Annotated in this window: 17 protein-coding genes; 6 read left to right on the top strand and 11 right to left on the bottom strand. The window is 34.9% G+C overall.

The window, feature by feature from the left end; all coding sequences use genetic code 11:
* The first annotated feature begins 91 nt into the window (after nucleotides 1-91).
* The 5 genes from LAU42_RS08610 (at nucleotide 92) to LAU42_RS08630 (ending at nucleotide 3,247) form a co-directional block, all read left to right on the top strand.
* Nucleotides 92-508 carry an HIT family protein gene (locus tag LAU42_RS08610; protein WP_224183191.1) on the top strand — a complete coding sequence of 139 codons (417 nt, stop codon included), beginning with the start codon at nucleotides 92-94 and terminating at the stop codon, nucleotides 506-508.
* Nucleotides 509-566: 58 nt separating this feature from the next.
* The gene (locus LAU42_RS08615; RefSeq protein ID WP_224183192.1) at nucleotides 567-923 is read left to right on the top strand and encodes a YtxH domain-containing protein; all 357 of its coding nucleotides are present in this window, start codon (nucleotides 567-569) and stop codon (nucleotides 921-923) included.
* A gap of 172 nt (nucleotides 924-1,095) precedes the next feature.
* Complete coding sequence (locus tag LAU42_RS08620; RefSeq protein WP_224183193.1) at nucleotides 1,096-1,647, top strand: HTH-type transcriptional regulator Hpr; 552 nt, start codon at nucleotides 1,096-1,098, stop codon at nucleotides 1,645-1,647.
* 33 nt (nucleotides 1,648-1,680) lie between these two features.
* Nucleotides 1,681-2,256, top strand: a complete 576-nt coding sequence (locus tag LAU42_RS08625; protein ID WP_224183194.1) for a DUF3267 domain-containing protein — start codon at nucleotides 1,681-1,683, stop codon at nucleotides 2,254-2,256.
* Nucleotides 2,257-2,335: 79 nt separating this feature from the next.
* Nucleotides 2,336-3,247: a peptidylprolyl isomerase gene (locus LAU42_RS08630; RefSeq protein ID WP_224183195.1), complete on the top strand. Its 912-nt coding sequence runs from the start codon at nucleotides 2,336-2,338 to the stop codon at nucleotides 3,245-3,247.
* Nucleotides 3,248-3,339: 92 nt separating this feature from the next.
* On the opposite strand, the gene yhaM is transcribed toward LAU42_RS08630, so the two are convergent.
* From yhaM to LAU42_RS08670, 8 genes are all read right to left on the bottom strand, one after another.
* A complete protein-coding gene (gene yhaM / locus LAU42_RS08635; protein ID WP_224183196.1) occupies nucleotides 3,340-4,281 on the bottom strand; it encodes a 3'-5' exoribonuclease YhaM in 942 nt (313 codons plus the stop codon).
* Nucleotides 4,282-7,203, bottom strand: a complete 2,922-nt coding sequence (locus LAU42_RS08640; protein ID WP_224183197.1) for an ATP-binding protein — start codon at nucleotides 7,201-7,203, stop codon at nucleotides 4,282-4,284. It lies immediately after the preceding gene.
* Nucleotides 7,193-8,380, bottom strand: a complete 1,188-nt coding sequence (locus LAU42_RS08645; protein ID WP_224183198.1) for a metallophosphoesterase family protein — start codon at nucleotides 8,378-8,380, stop codon at nucleotides 7,193-7,195. The genes LAU42_RS08640 and LAU42_RS08645 overlap by 11 nt, the downstream gene beginning before the upstream one ends.
* Nucleotides 8,381-8,495: 115 nt before the next feature.
* Nucleotides 8,496-9,956 carry a coproporphyrinogen III oxidase gene (locus tag LAU42_RS08650; protein WP_224183199.1) on the bottom strand — a complete coding sequence of 487 codons (1,461 nt, stop codon included), beginning with the start codon at nucleotides 9,954-9,956 and terminating at the stop codon, nucleotides 8,496-8,498.
* A gap of 91 nt (nucleotides 9,957-10,047) precedes the next feature.
* Nucleotides 10,048-10,404: a YlbF/YmcA family competence regulator gene (locus LAU42_RS08655; protein ID WP_224183200.1), complete on the bottom strand. Its 357-nt coding sequence runs from the start codon at nucleotides 10,402-10,404 to the stop codon at nucleotides 10,048-10,050.
* 54 nt (nucleotides 10,405-10,458) lie between these two features.
* Entirely contained in the window at nucleotides 10,459-11,589 is a 1,131-nt protein-coding gene (locus LAU42_RS08660; protein WP_224183201.1) for a DUF445 domain-containing protein, read from the bottom strand.
* A gap of 89 nt (nucleotides 11,590-11,678) precedes the next feature.
* Nucleotides 11,679-12,143, bottom strand: coding sequence for an XRE family transcriptional regulator XdrA (gene xdrA, locus LAU42_RS08665; protein WP_224183202.1), 465 nt, complete (start codon nucleotides 12,141-12,143; stop codon nucleotides 11,679-11,681).
* A gap of 176 nt (nucleotides 12,144-12,319) precedes the next feature.
* Nucleotides 12,320-13,615 carry a dicarboxylate/amino acid:cation symporter gene (locus LAU42_RS08670; RefSeq protein ID WP_224183203.1) on the bottom strand — a complete coding sequence of 432 codons (1,296 nt, stop codon included), beginning with the start codon at nucleotides 13,613-13,615 and terminating at the stop codon, nucleotides 12,320-12,322.
* Between the two features lie 169 nt (nucleotides 13,616-13,784).
* Here LAU42_RS08670 and LAU42_RS08675 point away from each other — a divergent pair, with 169 nt between their 5' ends.
* Nucleotides 13,785-14,651: a cation diffusion facilitator family transporter gene (locus LAU42_RS08675; RefSeq protein WP_224183204.1), complete on the top strand. Its 867-nt coding sequence runs from the start codon at nucleotides 13,785-13,787 to the stop codon at nucleotides 14,649-14,651.
* Nucleotides 14,652-14,721: 70 nt separating this feature from the next.
* Here LAU42_RS08675 and LAU42_RS08680 read toward each other — a convergent pair whose 3' ends face one another.
* Genes LAU42_RS08680 through LAU42_RS08690 form a run of 3 tightly spaced genes read right to left on the bottom strand, consistent with a single transcriptional unit; the run spans nucleotide 14,722 to nucleotide 18,001 of the window.
* Nucleotides 14,722-15,351 (bottom strand): response regulator transcription factor, encoded by a 630-nt coding sequence (locus LAU42_RS08680; protein ID WP_224183205.1) that lies wholly within the window; start codon nucleotides 15,349-15,351, stop codon nucleotides 14,722-14,724.
* Entirely contained in the window at nucleotides 15,348-16,454 is a 1,107-nt protein-coding gene (locus LAU42_RS08685; protein ID WP_224183206.1) for a GAF domain-containing sensor histidine kinase, read from the bottom strand. The genes LAU42_RS08680 and LAU42_RS08685 overlap by 4 nt, the downstream gene beginning before the upstream one ends.
* Before the next feature lie 8 nt (nucleotides 16,455-16,462).
* Nucleotides 16,463-18,001, bottom strand: a complete 1,539-nt coding sequence (locus tag LAU42_RS08690) for a bifunctional GNAT family N-acetyltransferase/carbon-nitrogen hydrolase family protein (RefSeq protein WP_224183207.1) — start codon at nucleotides 17,999-18,001, stop codon at nucleotides 16,463-16,465.
* Between the last annotated feature and the right edge of the window lie 46 nt (nucleotides 18,002-18,047).

Raw genomic sequence — 18,047 nt, forward strand, 5'->3', positions numbered from 1 at the left:
TCATGATTGTCGCTACAATTATAACGTATGTCATGATTATTTTGATACAATCTTATATAATAGAAATAATTACAATTTGGGAGGTTATATTATGTCAGAAACAGTATTCAGTAAAATTTTAAAAGGCGAAATTCCTTCATATAAAGTATACGAAGATGATTATACGTACGCTTTCCTTGATATTTCTCAAGTATCTAAAGGTCATACGCTCGTAATCCCGAAAAATGCTGCCGAAGATATTCTATCAATTGATACTGAAGATTTAAAACATGTCATCGCTTCAGTTCAAAAAGTAGCGAAAGCGGTAGATAAAGCATTTCAGCCGGACGGTATTAACGTTATCCAGAACAATCGTTCATTTGCTGATCAATCCGTATTCCACATTCACTTCCACATTATCCCGAGATATAAAGATGATACAGATGGATTCGGTTATAAGTGGGAGACACATCCTGATGCATTTAATATGGACGAATTAAGAAATAGTATTAGCAGCGCAATTGACTAACGATTTCGCACATATTCTATTGATATATGGGTATAATATTTAAAAAGGAGGATTTTATATGAAATTATCACGTATTGCACTTGGTTTTGGTGTTGGTATCGCAGCTGGTACTGTCGCTGCATTATTAAACGCGCCAAAGTCAGGCAAAGAATTACAGCAAGGGTTTAAGTCAACTACGAATGATGCGAAAGCACAAGTAAGTCAACTCAAAAACGATAGCGCAGATTTAAAAGTTTCTATCTTAAATACAAAGCAGGCAACTCAAGATGTAATGAGTGCGATGGCTGATGAAATTAAAACGATGATTACAGATTTTAAATCAGATATCGCACCGAATATTGACAGCATTAAACAAAATGTTGAAAACATTAATAACCGTAAAGATGAAATTATTCAGGAAATCTCTAAAAAATAATATATTAAAAATTCAGAATAAATATTCATAATCAATTTGCACTATGCTAAAATAATATTATTAAAGTTAAAAGTATGATGTTACAATCATACTTTTTTTTATATTATTATTAATATATTATGAAATGACATTTATTATAAAGGATTTGTCATATTTCGGAAGGTGGACAACGATGAAGCGAGAACGCGAAAAAGAAATTATCGACAAAATGTTATTTACACACAAAGTTTCTCAATTAAGCAAAGCTTTATGGAAAACTGTAGAAAAAGACTGGCAGAACTGGATTAAGCCATATGACTTAAATATTAACGAACACCACATTCTTGTCATTATAAGAAATCTTGAAAAAGCAACGATTTCAGAAGTGAGTCAGTACGGCGTAATGCACGTTTCAACCGTATTTAATTTTGCAAAAAACTTAGAAAAACGCGGTTACTTAACGATGCCTAAAAGTAAGTTTGACAAACGTAATACATATCTAGAGCTCACTGAAAAAGGTAAAGAAGTATTATACGAAACATATAAAGGATATAAAGAATCAGATGATCGAATTTATGATGCTGCGAGTAACTATAAAGAGCTCATGTTCGACCTTCCGGCATTTACCGAACTTAAGTTTATCGTCGCCCAAATTTATGGTCCTGACTTTATTACGCACCTCGAAAAAAGCCACAATGATCTGTTAAAAATATTACTTGACGAAAACGAGGAAGATAATGCATAATTGCTAGGTAAATTAACCAATAAGGAGATTGCCATGTATTTATGTAATAAAAACTTTAATATCAGATTAACATATGGTATTCAAAGAATTATGCTTATATCAGCGTTACTTGGTATTATTGTTTATATTGTCAGCTTTGAAGTTTTCTCCGCAATATTCGGGAAAAAGTTCTCAGATGACAATTTTTTATTATTTGTAGCGAGTTTACTTTGTCTTTACCCTGTTCATAAATTGTTGCATATGCTGCCATTTATACAGGATACGAAGTCGCTCATTATTCAAAAAACATCAAAGTCAAAGTACTTTCCGTTATTTAATACGAGAGTCAATCATCCAGTCCATAAATTACACTTTGCATTTGCATTGATGTGCCCAGTTGTTATTATTACAATCATAACAATTGTTGGCGCAGTAATGTATACACAATTTGCACATTATTTCTTATTTATCTTTGCAGTGAATATTGGATTATCGTTTATCGACTTTGTTTATTTGAAATATATTATGAGCACACCACAATGTTCGTTTGTTGAAGAGCGTAAATATGGCCTTGAAGTTTTAAGTAAACACGATTTACCATTAAATTTCCATCATTCTGACATAAGATAAATGTAATCTTGAAGACTTTATGTTAAAATCTAATATTAGTTAGTAACTAAATTAAATAGCAAGTAAAAGGAGCATTTAAATGACAAACTTCAAAAAAATTATGATGCCAGCAGCACTTTCTGTATCAATCTTAGGATTAACAGCTTGTGGAAATAGTGACGGAGAAACACTTGTTTCATCTAAAGCTGGAGATGTAAAACAATCAGACATCATGAAAGAAATTGGTAATGAACAAATCGCTAAAGCATCATTCCAGTTAATCTTTAACGATGTTCTTAAAGAGAAATATGGTAAGAAAGTTGACGAAGAAAAAATTAATAAAGAAACAGACAAAGAAATTAAAAAATACGGTGACGAAAAAACATTCGAAAAACTATTACAACAACAAAGTCCTGGTATGACTGTTGAACAATATAAAAAGAAACGTGTTTCTGATGAATATCAAAAATTATTCCTGAATGACACGATTAAAGTATCAGACAAAGATATTAAAGATACAGCGAAGAAAGCATCACACATTTTAATCGCAGTGAAATCTGAATCAAATAAAGATGGTTTAAGCGATAAAGAAGCAAAAGCGAAAGCAGAAGAAATTTTACAGCAAGTTAAAGAAAACAAAGGTGATTTCAAGAAAATTGCTAAAAAAGAATCAGATGATACACAATCAGCGAAAAATAATGGTGAACTTGGCTATGTCGTAAAAGGTCAAACAGTTGAAGCATTCGAAAAAGCATTATTCAAATTAAAACCGGGTGAAATTTCAGATATCGTAAAAACAGAATTCGGTTACCACATCATTATGGCTGAAGAAGATAAAGATTTCGCAAAAGAAAAAGATAAACTCGTACAAACGATTCGTCAAAATAAATTACAGAACGATCCGAAATTATACGTACAAGCAGTACAAAAATTATTTAAAGAATACGATGTAGACTTTAAAGATAAAGACATCAAAAAGTATGTTGATGATCAAATTTTAAAAGCAAAATAAAAAAAGTGGCTAGAACATTTTTGTTCTAGCCACTTTTGTTCCGCCATTTCGTCTGTTAGTCGAAGGTGATAGGTGTTTATGTCTTCCTTTTTTTAATCTAGAGATATAGGTTTATAAAACTGACGATTTTCTAATGCAAAAATACGCTCTGTATACTGCCCTTTCTCTACTTTCTTCATATGTTTGTCAAACATCTGCATACGTGCATCAATATTATCGATAAAGTGCAGAATTTCCGCTTCTTTTAACATCGGTAATTTCGGTGATCCATACTCATACTTACCGTGATGACTTAATATCATATGACGCAGTAACATTACTTCTTCACCTTCAATATTATGTTCACGTGCAATACTTGCAACTTCATCACTCATAATTGAAATATGGCCAAGTAAGTTCCCTTCTACTGTATACGTCGTCGCAACAGGTCCGGATAATTCTTTAACTTTCCCCATATCATGTGCAATGATACCTGCATAGAGCAGACTGCGATTCAATGTCGGATAAATATCACACAGTGCTTTCGCCTGTTTCAGCATCGTTAATACATGGAACAATAAACCTGAAACAAAGTTATGGTGATTGCTACTGGCAGCAGGATATACCATAAACTGATGTGCATATTTCTTAAGTAATAGACGGATAATGCGTTGTAAATTTGCATTTTCAATTTCGATGACATAATCCATCAACTGTTCCATCATTTCATCTTCATCAATCGGTGCACTTTCTAAAAAATTCTCTAATTTCACACCATCTTCAGGTGTTACAAGTCTGAATTGATTTACTTTCATCTGTTTACGACCACGATAATCAATGACATCACCTTTAACACGAACTAACTGTTCAGGTTGTAACAGATTTATATCTTTTTCTGATACCGTCCATACTTTCGCTTCAATTTCTCCGCTTTTATCTTTAAGATAAAGCGTTAAATACGGCTTACCTTGTCCAGTCACCCCTTGAATTGACTTATGAATTAAAAAGTAATGGTCAACTTGAGAGCCTGGTTTTAATGTTTCTATCGTTCTCACTTATTTAACCTCCTTCTTGTTGCGTTCCAGTACAATTGTCTGCTTACTGTTAATTGTAGAAGAACGGTTGCAAGTGTAATAGATAATTTGATTATGCTGCTGTTTAAGCATATATTCAAGTATACGTTCTCGTCTGTTTTTATCAAAGTGAACAAACGCATCGTCAATAATGATTGGGAATGGATAATATCTTCTTAACGAATGAATTAAGCTTAGTCTTAATGCAATATATAATAATTCTTTCGTAGACTGTGACAACTCTGTCGGATGATACACTTGCCCGTCAGCTGCAACAGTTGTCAAATGTTCATCATAAATAATTTTCGTATAACGACCTTCAGTTAAATACGTAAAGATTTCAGCTGCATCATCAATAACGAATGGCATACGTTCTTCACGGACTTCATTAATGTGCGCCTGAATTAAAGTATCAATATAATTTACTGATAAGTATGTTTCTACAAGTTTATTAAATTGGTTTTTCTTTATTTCATATTCAAACTTTAGTTTTGATAACGTATCATCTTCACATATTTGCTGCATAGAACGCTCTAGTTCATTTAAATGCTGCTGTATATTACTACGTTCATCAACTAATGATTTAATATGTGTTTTTATATCTAGCAACTGATCGTTTAATATCGCTTCTGGCACTTCAGCAAGATTCGTATTATCCTCATACGTGAATGCTTGATTCCTAAGCAGCTCACTTAAGTCGTTAAAACGTTCTAAGTTTGTATGATAACTCACATATGCTGCCTCTTTAGCATAATAGCTTGAAATATCCTCTACCTCTGCTTCTTCAAATAATGCATGCTGTTCATCAATATTCTGTTGCATTGTTGCATTAATAATTTCAATTTCTTTCTTTAATAAATCTCGTTTATCTGCATTTTTACTATATTGAAATTTTTCTTTCTCATCTGTAGTCAACATATTCTTTAAATCATGGAATATAGATGCTGCCTCAGTTTTCACGGGTAGTTTCGGTATGAGCGTTAGTACACTCTGATCAAACGTATCCAGACGTCCCTTCATTTCTTCAATTTTAGCATCACACTTTAAAATTTCATCATGTATACGCACTAATTTATGAATAGCGCGATAAGCAGAAGTTAATCGGTTATTTGGATAATTACTTTGTATTTTAAGTGCAGTTTTATGCTGTATAAGCACTTTATGTGTCGCTTCAATTTCTTTTTGTATAGTTTCTAAATGCTCTTGTAACGCTTCTTTTTGAGATTGTTCACGATTTAACTGCACGGTAACGTTTAATAACTTATCACGTAATACTTTCTGATCATTTAAATCAAACGATAAATCAAAGTCATGTTCAAGTTTATAAATATTATCCTCTAATTGTTTTACTTCTTCAGCTAATTCATCATTAAAGCGTACATCCGGTTTTTTATTAAATATCACCATCAATAATGCAATTACACATACGACAGAGAATATACTACCTGGAATCCATAATGCATTCATAAAACTATAAATTAACGCTGCAAGGCTAATAATGGCTGTTATCACATATATCGTCTGCTGCAGTTTATGTTTATTTAGTTCACGTGTTTCAAAAGCAGTTGCTTCTTCACTCAATTTTTTAAAGAGCTTAGATTTACTTTCAAGCGCCTTACGCTGATCATGCAGTTCCTGAGCTTTATTAAAACGCTCATCATGCACTTTCTCTTTATTTAATGCTTTAGATTCATTGGATAATCTATCAACGTTTAGCGTTACAAATTGTAACTCTCTATTAATTTGCGTACGTTCAAGTTCTTGTTTCTCAAGTTTGTTAATCGCTTCTGCGATATCAGTTTGTACTTTCTGACTCAATTCAACTGTTTCAAATTTCTGCCATCCGATATCCTGCATTAAAGCATTCATTTCAGTTGTTAGTGTATCACGTTGCTGCGTTACGCTTCTCACATCACCATGTAGCTGTTTTATCGGTTGTTCTCGTTTTATAACATCTCGTGAAGCTTCAATAAGATGATCAGGTAATAGTTCAATCGCATCCATCTCAGATGTTACCTGGTTTAACTTTTCTTCTCGAAGTTCAAGGTCTTTCGTTAAGTTTTGCGCCTGATGTTTCAGTGCCTCAAAACGATTAATGCCCTGCTCCGGAAATTGAGGTGGCGCTATATTGAGTTTTAACTCTAGCGCTTTCCATTCCTTAGCATCTTTTTGATGTGCGATTTCTCTTTCTTTATGTCCTTTAACTTCTTCAAGCTCTTTAAGCTGTAATTCAATATGTTCAACACGTCTTGAATCTTTCTGATGCGTATCATACATTTGTGCATAATGCGCTTTTACATCATCCTGGGCTCTAATTTCTGCTTCTAAATGCTGTAATGCTTTTGCTTTTTCAAAAATAATCCCTGTATCTTTATCTGTATTAAATAAATGCGCCTGCTCTTCTTTTATCGTACTTTGTAAATCTGTAAACTCAGTAGAACCGAATGAGCCTGCCTGCAATAAGTATGCTTCAAGTTTTTCCTGCGTCAGTTTACGATGTACTTCCTGCAAACCGAGCACATCAAATGAAAATATTGATTTGTATGTATCTTTAGTCATATAATTCATGATCTGGTTAAACCATTCAATTGGTTTTTCAATATCATCATGAACGACTTTTACTTTTTCTTTACCATGAACAAACACACGTTCAATCTTAATCGTAGTACCATCAATATGTTCCAGTTCTATATTACCACCATACTGTGGTGCAAACCTTGGTTCTAGACGCGGCTCATATTCTCCCTCTTTCGGAAAACCGAAAAGTAACGCATGGATAAATGCCTGCATTGTAGATTTACCAGCTTCATTCTCTCCGAAGATTTGAACGAAATCATGATTAAACTGAAACTTTCGATGTTCTAACCTTCCGTATCCGTATATTTCTAAAGTCTTAATCTTCATGGCGATCACCTTTCATCAACATTTTGAGATGTGCTTCTCCACGATCTATTAATGCTTCCGTATTAATTTCGCTGGCAGTGACAAACTTCTGAATGTAAGACTGCTGTACAGGTTCTTTCGCCTTTGTTAAATAAGACAAATCATGGAGGACATCATTGAATTCATCCTTTAATGTATGCGGTGCGTATTTTTCATTTGTGTATATATCATCTATCCATATAAACTGCTCTTCAGCCATCTCCGCAATTTGAAGCTGTTCCTTTATTTGCGCTAACATTTGCTGGTTTATTAAAGTCTCACCATCATTTTGCAGCGTTAAGCGATAAAGTTGTCTACCGTTTGCGCGAACAGATTGTTTAAATGCTTCAATATCCTGATAAATTGCGTGGCGCTCAATACTCGTTAGTTTTAAAGCTGCCTCGTGAAATGTAATAATATTAACTGGCACAAAAGTAGCATTCAACTGACTACTATCTCCTTCAACATAAACATATCCGCAATCTCCAGTTTCCGTGAAGTTTGTCGCCTGAAGTTTACCTGGATAATGCATGTGTGGCAGTTCATTCAATGTCATTTGCTTATTATATCCACCAAGTGCCCAGTAATGATATAACTTACGGTTTAACTCTTCAATATGGAATTCAGTATGCGTGTCTTCACCTTTTAACTTATGATGTAAACCATTTAGTATACCAATATGAATCGTCTGATCAACTTCATTTACAGGATATTGATCCAGCTTATATTCATAGTTAGAGTATTCTTTATAACTGAATCCATGAAAGAAAATACGTGATTTGTTTTTCGTAACAAGTTCATACGTCTGTACTTCATCAGAGAATACAATTACGTTATCGGGAAACTTATAAAATGACTGCACGGACATGTTGTCCTCTATACCGTGTATATAATAAACGTAAATATTCTCTTCCTTTAATCGTGCAAATTGTTTTGCTGCAAAATCATCTGCTTTAATATTGCGATTTTTACTCGAAAATAAATTCCCACTTATAACAATAAAGTCCACTTGTTTGTCAATCGCATCATCAACAACGTGCTTTAAACTTTGAAAGCTTGAATTACGAAGCGACTTCATTATATAATCGGGAACATTTCCAACTAACTGAAACGGTTCATCTAATCGTATGTCTGAGCAATGTATAAATTTAATCATCATAACCCTCACTTTACTTGATACTCTTAATTTTACAACAAATTGTATGATTTATGTAATGAAAGTGAAAAAAACTATATGATATGACAGAAACAAAAATTTCTATCAAATCATATAGTTAAGTTGTGTAAAGTAATTGCAGCTTTTTAATTTTCTGATGCGTATAATCTTTGTATGTTTTATTATAGCTTTTCGGGTCTTTCGGGTTTAAATAGTTTTCAATCTTACGTGTGTTCGGGTGAATCAATTTACTTGATGCTCCACAACCGAGCCCTATAATCGTCTGAACTTCTTCCATAATTAATATGTTATATAGAGACGCTTCACCTTGTTTAGAATAACCGATATTCTCCAAATTCCCAAGAATGTTTTTCTGGCGGTATAAATAATACGGAATATAATCATTCTCTTTCGCAAACTGCTTCGTTAAGTTCATCATATAGATGATTTCATCACGTGCTGCTACAGGATACTTCGACTTATTACGTGTCATTTCGCTCGCTGTTTTAAAACTTAACGTATGCACAGTCAGTGATTCAGGATTTAACTGCTTCGTTTCTTCTAACGAATGCATAACTTCGTTCCTTGTTTCATTCGGCAGACCGATAATAAGGTCCATATTTATATTGTTCATATTGTGCGCACGTGACATTTTAAACTTATCAATTGTTTCCTGTACCGAATGATGGCGTCCGATTGCTTTTAGCGTTTCATCTGTAAAGCTTTGCGGATTAATGCTGATACGATCTATATTAAAGTCATTTAATACGTTAAGTGTCTCTTGGTCAATCGTATCTGGTCGTCCTGCTTCTACTGTAATTTCACGTACATGTGTCATGTCAAAATGATGATATACAGCTTCTAGTAATAACTTTAAGTCATCTGCTGTAATTGATGTCGGCGTGCCTCCACCGAAGTAAATTGACGTTACTTTAATATTATGAACAGTTAAAAATTGTGCGATATGCTCAATTTCATACAGGAGTCCAACGAGAAACTCCGGTACATCGTTTTTATGTACTTGAATAGCATATGCCGGAAAAGTACAGTATGCACATTTCGTCGGACAAAATGGTATCCCGATATAAATGCTAACTTCCTGCTGCAGTTCGTGCAGATCAGGAATCGCTTTAAGTTGTGTTTTAACGATTTGTTCCATCAAATCTAATTTTTCATCATGAATTAAATAATCACGCTTTAATATTGCCTTCGTTTCTTCATCAGAATGTCCGGAATTTTTATATTTATGATAAAGCTTAAGTGGACGAATACCTGTTAAAGTCCCCCAGCTTTGTGATATGCCTGTATGTGCTGTTAATATTTCGATTAAAGTTTCTCCAAGTGCCTGTTTCATTGCACGTTTATCGTTTTCATCTCTGTTAGCCGTCTGCGTATACACTTGCCCATCTACCGTCATTGTAGTCGTAACGGTCATGTCCTCGTCTGACTCAATATTTATATCAATGAAGTTTGCCCCTATACCTTCAAATAAATATGCATCTTCATAATACAAGTTCAAGATGTTTTTAATATATAGCTGGAGTTTGTCGAATTGTTCATGCTTCAAATAAAATTTCATATTCACCCTCACTCTTTATAACGATATAAAAACCGAACAGCGCTTAAGTTTGTGCACTGTTCGGATTCAGTATTACATTATAAACTTGAAATTAACCTTCAGACTTAACGCCGTATAACTCTTCTAATGGCTTCATGATAATACGGTTTAATTCTTGAATAATAAAGCTCATACGTTGTTCAGCTTCCATTAATTTAGAAATGTTTTCATCTTTCTCGATTAACTCAGCAGAAGCTTGTGCTTTATTTAAGTCTTCTTCAGTAATTTCCTGACCAGTCATTTGTTTTTCCTGTAATGTTAATTGAATCTCTCTGAATTCATCAAAGATTTTCTTTGATTCAGGGTTATTGTTTACCGCTTCGTAGTGAGATTTAACTGCATTATACTCATCACTTTGACGTAATGAGCTTTCCAGTTTATTTGCTTCATCATAAATATTAACAGACATATATATTCTCCTTTATGTTTAATGTTCTTAATTAATATACCACGAATGGATACATTATACAAAAATCGCGATTACACCCTGGAACACACCGATAATACCACCGAGTACAAATCCAAGTAACGTTATGAGCTTCAATTCTTTATTTGAAATTTCAATTACGAGCTGCTCTAAAAATGATAGTTCAAAGTTATCAATCTGATCTTTAATAATTTCAGCAATATGAATCTTCTCTAATATGACTGCAATATTATCTGACGTCTTCATCATAACATAATGAATAAAACGGTCCCCACCATCACCTTCTATATAATCAAATAATGACGGTGCTAACGTATAAAGTGGTGTCTTCGTATAATAATCGATATTAAGTGTACGCATGATATTCGATACAAGTTCAGTTTTAAACGATTCAATATCTTTATCGCGTATAAATGAAGCAGGTGTTTTCTGTATTAACCTATCATATTCTTTATTAATTTCAGTCTGAATAATCGTATTAATTTGTGGCTCATCGCTTAATTTATTGAATTCCTGAATCATGCGCTCTGCTATCATTTCTTTCGTCATAAACATCTGTATCATACTTACAAATCGACCTTTTTCCATAAAAAATCGATCAATCATAATCATAATATCGTTATAACCCGATTCGCTGTTCACATACGATTTTAATTTATCGATAATGAGCGATGATGCTTGTGACTTCTTATCATTTAATTTCTGTAATACATTGTCAGGCAGTAAATTTTCTATTTGTTCATGTTTATATGTGTCGAATTTATCAACCAGTACCGCATCGATTTTTGATTCAATTTGTTCATGCGCTACTTTTGATACATCAACATTAAAGCGCTGCGCAAAATCATGTGCGGAATAATTTCCTTCCTTCAATGCATGAACTTGCTTATTAAGCATTGCTTTTAGCAAAACTTTTGTCTGCTGTGTCATCAGCTTCTCTTTGAATACTTCAGGTGTAAGTAGATGATGCGTGACCATCTCACCAATCTTTAACGAGAGTTCGTTACGACGCTTCGGTATTAAACCCGGCGTAAATGGCAGCTGTCTACCGAATAAAAACTTTGGTTCAAATGGGCGAAAGAGCATCTTAATCGCGATAAAGTTTGTAAATCCACCGATTAATGCACCGACTAACCCCATAAATAAAATCATTCCTAATGCGTACACGTCATCACCTTTTTCTTAATGTTCATTACAATAGTTTATACCACTGCACAAAAAAAAACAAACGCAAATGACTTTGCGTTTGTAATCTATTATAACGAGATTAATTGTTCGTTACGTTTCTTATTGTAAAACATTTCAGCTTCACGCGCTTTATTTGAACCGTATAATGGTTGCATTGAACCATCTAAAACGCGGTAAAGGTTTGAAATTTTATTTTGTTGTAATATAATATCACGATCTGTTTCAATCGTTGTCCACCATAATTCATTTTTATTATCCTGATCCGGATATGCACAAGCACCTCGTGAAATTACTTGAATGACTTCTAATGGATCTCCACCTAAAGTGTTCTGTAATACTTCTGAATCTCTGAATAACGCACATAATGAAACACATGTTGTCCAGTTCGGTAATACGCGCTCTTTCTCAATTTGAACTAAAGTCTTTTTAGAAAGACCAATTGTTTGCGCCATAGTATCTTGTGTGTACCCGGCTTCGATACGAACCATTTTAAATTTTGTCTGTAATAAATCTGTGAATTGTTGTTTATCCATGCTTCTACGACCTTTCTTGTATATATTATTATTTTTAGTTTGTTCATTTAATAAAATAGAAATAATACACTATTCATTTAAGGGACTTTACCATCTTAATATAATTTACATAAAATTAAAAGAGGAAAATCTTATGATTTTCCTCTTTTTATAAATTTTTAAGAAGTTAGACAAATTTACGCAACAATTTTAGCTAGTTTTCGCTTTTCTCGCTCACTGATAACGACTGCACATGCTGCATCTCCAGAAATGTTGACCGCTGTACGTGTCATATCAAGTAAACGGTCAATTCCGAGTATAATACCGATAGCAGCAGGATTAAGTCCAACAGAAGTTAATACCATCGCAAGCATAACTAATCCAACACCTGGTACACCTGCAGTACCAATTGATGCAATTACTGCAATTGCAACAACTGTCACCATTTGCATAATCGTTAAGTCCACTCCAGAAATTTGAGCGATAAAGATCGTTGCGACACCTTGCATTATCGCAGTCCCGTCCATGTTTATCGTAGCGCCGAGCGGTTGTACGAAAGAAGAAATTTCTTTACGTACACCTAAGTTATCCTGAGCACACTCTAATGAAATTGGGAGCGTCGCATTTGAACTAGATGAACTGAAACCTACAGTCATCGCAGGTGCAAATCCTTTGAAGAACCAAATTGGGCTCTTCTTCGCAAGTAACTTAATTGCGCCACCGTACACTAAAATCATATGCAGGAATAATGCAAATAACACAACAAAGAAATACATCCCTAATTGTTTAATCGCACCGAATCCAGCATTCGTAAATGCAGTAGCAACAAGACCGAAAGTACCGATTGGTGCGAAGTACTGCATAATTGCCGTTACGATGAACATGAGAATATCATTCGTCTGTTCAAAAAGCAGCTTAACAGCACTTACTTTCTCTCTTAACGCAATCATACCGATACCGATAAAAATCGCAAATGTAATGACTTGCAGCATATTCGTTTCACTCATCGCAAGCACAGGGTTTTTCGGAACTAAATTAATTAACGTCTGATCAAATGTTTGCGTTACAGATGTTCCTTCAGCTTTCGCTGCTTCTTCCTTTTTCTTTTGTTCTAATGCATACTTCTTAACATCATCACTATTTAATAAATCTGCTTTCCCAGCACCTGGCTTAAATACTAATGCTAAACACATCGCAAGTGTAATCGCAAGCGCCGTCGTTACTAAGAAAAAGCCAATCGTTTTAATACCGATTGAACCGAGATGTTTCGGATCACCTACGCCGACTACACCTAATACAATTGATACAAATACTACAGGTACTACTAACATGAATATTAAATTTAAGAAAACTTGACCAAGAACATTAAATACATACTGGTTAAACCATTTCACCCATGAAGCGTCCTGATACAAATTAAAGACAGACCCTACGATAATCCCAAGTACTAGGGCGATAATAATTTTTACCGTCATATTACCTTTTATTTTCATAACCCACCTCTTTAACAGAATTTTCTAACAATAATAATTATAAACAATTATCATATATAAGTAAATAAGGTTTACCTAATTTTCGTAATCGTCCGACTTTGTGCGTTTGTCTATACAATCCGTACAATATGTTTAATAATATAAGTACTACTTTAAAGGTGATGGTAAAATGCAAGTTAAAGATCAACTTCAGCAAGCACAAAAAGGCGCGAAAGTCAGTATTATCATGTACGTACTGCTCACGACATTTAAATTGTTATTCGGTTATATTCACGACTCACAAGCACTCGTAGCCGATGGACTTAATAACGCGACAGATGTTGTAAGCTCAGTCGCTCTGTTAATCGGACTCGCAGTCAGCATGAAACCTGCAGACGATAATCATAACTACGGGCATTACCGTTCTGAATATATCGGGTCATTGATTGCATCATTTATTATGTTTGCAGTCAGCGTACAAGTCATACTGCAGGGGATTAAAAATTACATTAGACAGGAATATTCAGCCCCTACAATTGAAACAGCAGTCGTTGCGATACTATCCGCATTCGCGATGCTTGCGGTATATATTTACAATCGCAACTTAGCAAAAAAACTCGACTCTAGCGCTTTAAAAGCAGCAGCAGCCGATAATTTATCCGATGCACTCGTTTCACTCGGAGCATTTATCGGGATTATCGGTGTATTTATGGGATTACCGTTTTTAGATACTGTCGCTGCAATTGTTGTGGGATTACTTATAATGAAGACAGCAATAGAGATTTTCTTTGAAACTGCAATTACGCTAACAGATGGATTCGACTCAGATACGCTGGACCATATGAAGTCGATTGTACAAAATGTTGATCACGTTGAATCATGTGTGGATATAAAAGGTCGAAACCACGGTGTTATGACGTTTGTTGATGTAACTGTAACTGTAAACCCAAACTTCACAGTAGCTGAAAGTCATGATATTACTGAACATATTGAACATGCAATTAAAGAAGCATACGGTGCAGTTGAAACAATCGTCCATCTTGAACCTGCAGAATAATGATGTTTCATTAAAGTGATCACAATAAAAACCACCCTTTTTGTAATATTATAACAAAAAGGGTGTCGTTTTATATTAATTTATATTTCACGCCGTACATTGATGCCTGTGTTCTATCGCCAACTTCGAGTTTTGCAAAAATGTGACTGACATGCGTTTTCACTGTCTTTTCAGAAACGAACAACTTCTCAGCGATTTCTTTATTCGTTAATCCTTCACTCATTTCCTTCAGTACTTCAAGCTCCCTTTTAGACAGTGGGTTGCGTAAATGCGCTAAGTTCATACCGCTTTCCTGAACTTTCATAACGTCTGGATGGAATATTTGTGCTCCGCCTGCTACTTTCTTTATCGTTTCAATTAAAGCTTTCGGCTCACTATCTTTCATTTCATATCCATCTGCGCCTGCATCCATCACACCGAGTACGTGTTCTTCATCAATAAAGCTTGATAATACCAGTACTTTAACGTCTGGATACTTTGCTTTAATTCGTTTCGTTGCTTCTATCCCGTTAAGTTCCGGCATCACAAGGTCCATAATAATTAAATCGGGTAATGTATTGTGGTCTAGGTGATCCAGCAGTTCTCGTCCGTTATTATAGTCAGCAATAACGTTAAAACTTGCTTCAGTTGACAGTAGAAATTTCATGCCTTGTCTTACGATATGGTGGTCATCCACGAGTATTATATCCATGCGTTTCATCCTTTCGGGTAAGTGAATTTAACCGTCGTTCCGTGCATTAATGTGCTGTTAATTTCAAGTATACCACCAATTTCTTTCGCACGTTGCTGCATGTTTTTCACACCATGTGTCGGTAATGTTGTCGATAGCGCGTTGTTATAACCTTTGCCATTATCTTTTATGATGAGTACAAATTGTGTATCGTGCTGTTTCATCGATATCGTTACTTCATCTGTTTCCGCATGTTTTTTTACGTTATTAAGTGCTTCCTGAACGATTCGAAATGCACTGTTTTCAATTTTATTTTCTAAATTGATGAATCCTTCTACTTCAATTGTTACATCGAGCCCGAGTATATTGCCGTAGTTCTGCACCGCTTCAACGAGACCATGTTCCAGTCCTACAGGTTTCAGCTGCCATATTAATGCGCGCATTTCACTTACAGCATCCTGACTCGTCTTCTCTATTATCTGAAATGCTGCTTTTGCACGTTCATCGTCTGTCATACTTTCAGCTGCGTGTGCTGTAAGTTTTAATGAAAACAACATCTGATTTACAGAATCATGCAGATCTCGTGCAAGTCGTGTACGTTCTTCCTGTAATGCATTCTCACGCGCACGTTCCGTTAAGTATATACGTTTTATGGCACTGCCGATTTGAAATGCTACAGATTCAAGGAGCGCTAAATCTTCATCCGAGTATACTGTAGTAAAAGGTGATGCGACGTTCAGTAAACCGAATCGTTCATCACCAGACTGTAGTGGTACTGTAGCATGATGCGTAATGTCATCTGTCATATCGCTATATTTTTTATTTGCCTTCACAATTCTTGAACATGTGATGATGTTCGATGCTTTCGTCAGTTTCTTCTGATGATAACGCGATACACACCAGCACGGTCCTTCAGTCATATAACGACATGATTCCATCTTCAGTGCTTGCGGTAGCTTATAATCCGATACGAGTGTATGTTTGCCGTCATCATCAATGAAAAATATCCATCCAGTAGAAAAATTGGTCCCTTGAACGAGTCTGTTCAAGGCACCATTCATCATTGAATATATATCTGTTTCTTCATTCAGGAATTCTGCAATTTCTTTCAGTAATGCTGTACTGTTCTGCATTCTATCACCTATTTTTTATATTCAACATTGTATAAATCATGTCTTCTATCTCTTAATTGTCTCACTGTTCCATTTTCACGTCCACGTCGTAATACTTCAAGGTCAACATCACCAATTACAACCATCTCAACGTTCTCACCTGTCTCACCGACAATTCCATCACGTGCAAAACCGAAATCGCTCGGTGAATATATACCAGATCCTGAATACTGAATGTCCATGTTTTCTGTTTGTGGTAAGTTTCCGCACGTTCCGCTCGTTACTGTATAAACTTGATTTTCAATTGCTCGTGCCATAGAACAGTATTTCACGCGTAAATAACTTTGTCTATCTTCTGTTGAGAACGGTGTGAAAATGATTTTCGCACCCTTTTCAGTTGCTATACGTGCCATTTCCGGGAACTCTGAATCATAGCAGATCTGGATCGCAATTTTACCGCAATCCGTATCGAACACTTCTACGTTATCTCCAGGCGAAATCCCCCACCATCTGCGTTCGTTCGGTGTTACGTGAATTTTATACTGTTTTTCAATTGAGCCGTCACGACGGAATAAATATGAAATATTATAAATTTCATCATCTTCAGCAACGAAGTGACTCCCACCGATAATGTTAATGTTATAGCGCATCGCAAATTCATTGAACATTTCGATATACTGCTCAGTATATTTCGTTAACTGACGAATTGATTCTGCAGGGTTGCGTTTCTCATCAAAACTCATTAACTGCGTCGTTAATAATTCCGGGAACACGACGAAATCACTTTCTGCATCGTATGCTACATCAACGAAATATTCTATCTGGTTCGCAAATTCTTCAAATGAATCAATTTTACGCATCATATAGTTTACGGTACAAATACGTACTGGGTCACTCGTTTTAAAGTGAATGTTTGATTTTGCAACGTAATCCGGGTTATTCCATTCCATAAGTGTTGCATACTTGCTTGAATTTACATCGTCCTTCAAATAGTTCGGGTTAATACGCATTAACGTAAAACCATTCATGTACTGGAATGTCAGTACCGGGTCTTTCAGTTTATGTTTCATAACGTCATTTACGTATTCGCGTGGTGTTAACTCATCCTGATACTTATGATAATTCGGAATACGACCACCGATAATTATTGATTTTAAATTCAGTTCATATGCAATTTCTCGACGCGCTTCGTATAATCGCTGTCCTACTTTCATACCGCGATAATCTGGATGTACCATCACTTCAATACCATATAAGTTATGCCCGTTATCATTATGGTTCGTAATATATCCATTATCTGTAATGCTGTCCCAAGTGTGACGATCGTCGTATTCATCAAAATTGATAATTAAACTTGAACAGCTTCCAATAATTTTTCCGTCATAATCAATGACCATCTGTCCGCGCGGGAATAAATTTATATGTGACTCAAGATGTTCTTTCTTCCAAGGTTCCATACCAGGAAAACATATTTTTTGTAAGGCGATAATTTCGTCGATATCATCTTTAGTCATCTGACGTGCCTCTATTGATTTATTAAACTTATCTAAATTTATTTCTTCTGTCATGTATATTCTCCTTCATTTGCTCTATAATAATAAATAGACAAATCAT

This window comes from Macrococcus armenti (assembly GCF_020097135.1).
GTDB lineage: Bacteria > Bacillota > Bacilli > Staphylococcales > Staphylococcaceae > Macrococcoides > Macrococcoides armenti.

Bases quoted from the DNA above. Each gene is read 5' to 3' on its own strand.
- LAU42_RS08680 (WP_224183205.1), bottom strand. From the start codon at position 15,351: ATGAAACGCATGGATATAATACTCGTGGATGACCACCATATCGTAAGA.
- LAU42_RS08655 (WP_224183200.1), bottom strand. From the start codon at position 10,404: ATGTCTGTTAATATTTATGATGAAGCAAATAAACTGGAAAGCTCATTA.
- LAU42_RS08650 (WP_224183199.1), bottom strand. From the start codon at position 9,956: ATGAAATTTTATTTGAAGCATGAACAATTCGACAAACTCCAGCTATAT.
- LAU42_RS08610 (WP_224183191.1), top strand. From the start codon at position 92: ATGTCAGAAACAGTATTCAGTAAAATTTTAAAAGGCGAAATTCCTTCA.
- LAU42_RS08670 (WP_224183203.1), bottom strand. From the start codon at position 13,615: ATGAAAATAAAAGGTAATATGACGGTAAAAATTATTATCGCCCTAGTA.
- LAU42_RS08640 (WP_224183197.1), bottom strand. From the start codon at position 7,203: ATGAAGATTAAGACTTTAGAAATATACGGATACGGAAGGTTAGAACAT.
- LAU42_RS08690 (WP_224183207.1), bottom strand. From the start codon at position 18,001: ATGACAGAAGAAATAAATTTAGATAAGTTTAATAAATCAATAGAGGCA.
- LAU42_RS08625 (WP_224183194.1), top strand. From the start codon at position 1,681: ATGTATTTATGTAATAAAAACTTTAATATCAGATTAACATATGGTATT.
- LAU42_RS08645 (WP_224183198.1), bottom strand. From the start codon at position 8,380: ATGATGATTAAATTTATACATTGCTCAGACATACGATTAGATGAACCG.
- LAU42_RS08685 (WP_224183206.1), bottom strand. From the start codon at position 16,454: ATGCAGAACAGTACAGCATTACTGAAAGAAATTGCAGAATTCCTGAAT.
- xdrA (WP_224183202.1), bottom strand. From the start codon at position 12,143: ATGGATAAACAACAATTCACAGATTTATTACAGACAAAATTTAAAATG.
- LAU42_RS08630 (WP_224183195.1), top strand. From the start codon at position 2,336: ATGACAAACTTCAAAAAAATTATGATGCCAGCAGCACTTTCTGTATCA.
- LAU42_RS08675 (WP_224183204.1), top strand. From the start codon at position 13,785: ATGCAAGTTAAAGATCAACTTCAGCAAGCACAAAAAGGCGCGAAAGTC.
- LAU42_RS08620 (WP_224183193.1), top strand. From the start codon at position 1,096: ATGAAGCGAGAACGCGAAAAAGAAATTATCGACAAAATGTTATTTACA.
- LAU42_RS08615 (WP_224183192.1), top strand. From the start codon at position 567: ATGAAATTATCACGTATTGCACTTGGTTTTGGTGTTGGTATCGCAGCT.